Origin of the sequence: Mesorhizobium sp. M8A.F.Ca.ET.021.01.1.1 (genome assembly GCF_003998025.1) — a bacterium.
Classification (GTDB): domain Bacteria; phylum Pseudomonadota; class Alphaproteobacteria; order Rhizobiales; family Rhizobiaceae; genus Mesorhizobium.
On sequence record NZ_RZSJ01001032.1, the window covers coordinates 1 to 800 of the forward strand.

General features: G+C 62.0%; 1 protein-coding gene and 1 pseudogene. One reads left to right on the forward strand and one right to left on the reverse strand.

All coding sequences use genetic code 11. The features are described 5' to 3' along the window. Positions 1–112 (forward strand): annotated as a pseudogene (locus tag EOA36_RS38715) (AraC family transcriptional regulator); the annotation flags it as partial. A 34-nt stretch (positions 113–146) separates the two neighbouring features. On the opposite strand, the gene EOA36_RS36405 reads toward EOA36_RS38715, so the two are convergent. Then, positions 147–596, reverse strand: a complete 450-nt coding sequence (locus EOA36_RS36405) for a universal stress protein (RefSeq protein WP_127281313.1) — start codon at positions 594–596, stop codon at positions 147–149. Positions 597–800: the final 204 nt, after the last annotated feature.

Here is an 800-nt window from a genome sequence, read left to right on the forward strand (position 1 = left end):
GCGCATCGGCTACGAATCCGAAGCCGCCTTCAGCCGGGCCTACAAACAGCTCTTCGGGCACCCGCCACGGGTTGAATATGCGCTGACGAATGAACCCGGCAAGCAGCCCTGACCGGCGGCATTTTTTAAAAAGTGAGGTGCGGGACCTACCGCACCACCAGCACCGGGATCTCGGTGTAGGACAGCACCTCCGCCGTCTGGCTGCCCAGAAGCAGCCTGCCCAGCCCGCGGCGGCCATGCGAGGCCATGACGATCAGGTCGCAGTCTTGCGCCTTGGACAATTCCAGGATCGCTTCGGCGGGCCGTTTGTCCTCGACATGGACCAGTTTGGCGGAGACGCCGGCGGCATCTGCGGATGCCTTGCATTTGTCGAGCACTTCCCTGCCATAGCGGCGCGATTCTTCCTGGAAGACGGCCAGTTCATCGCCGGCGGCATAGCCGGCCATGGCGCCGCCCCAGGCGAAGATCGGGAATTGTTCCGAAACGGTGACGAAGGTGACGGCGGCGCCGAGGTCCTTGGCCAAAATGAGGCCCTGGGCGACGCCCTTGCCGGCCAGTTCCGAGCCGTCGGTGGCGATGAGCAGATGTTTGTACATGATGATCCGACCTGTGATGCCTGATTACTCTCCAACATAGATAGTTATGCCTCCGCGCTCATTCATTGAGCCAAAGCGGCGGGGATCAGGGCCAGCCAGGGATTCGATATCCAGAGCTTGGTGTCCCGGGCGGTCAATCGTTGGTGTCGGCGCTGCCCCTCATTGCCCTGCCGGGCATTTCTCCCCGTAAACTGGGAGAAAGAA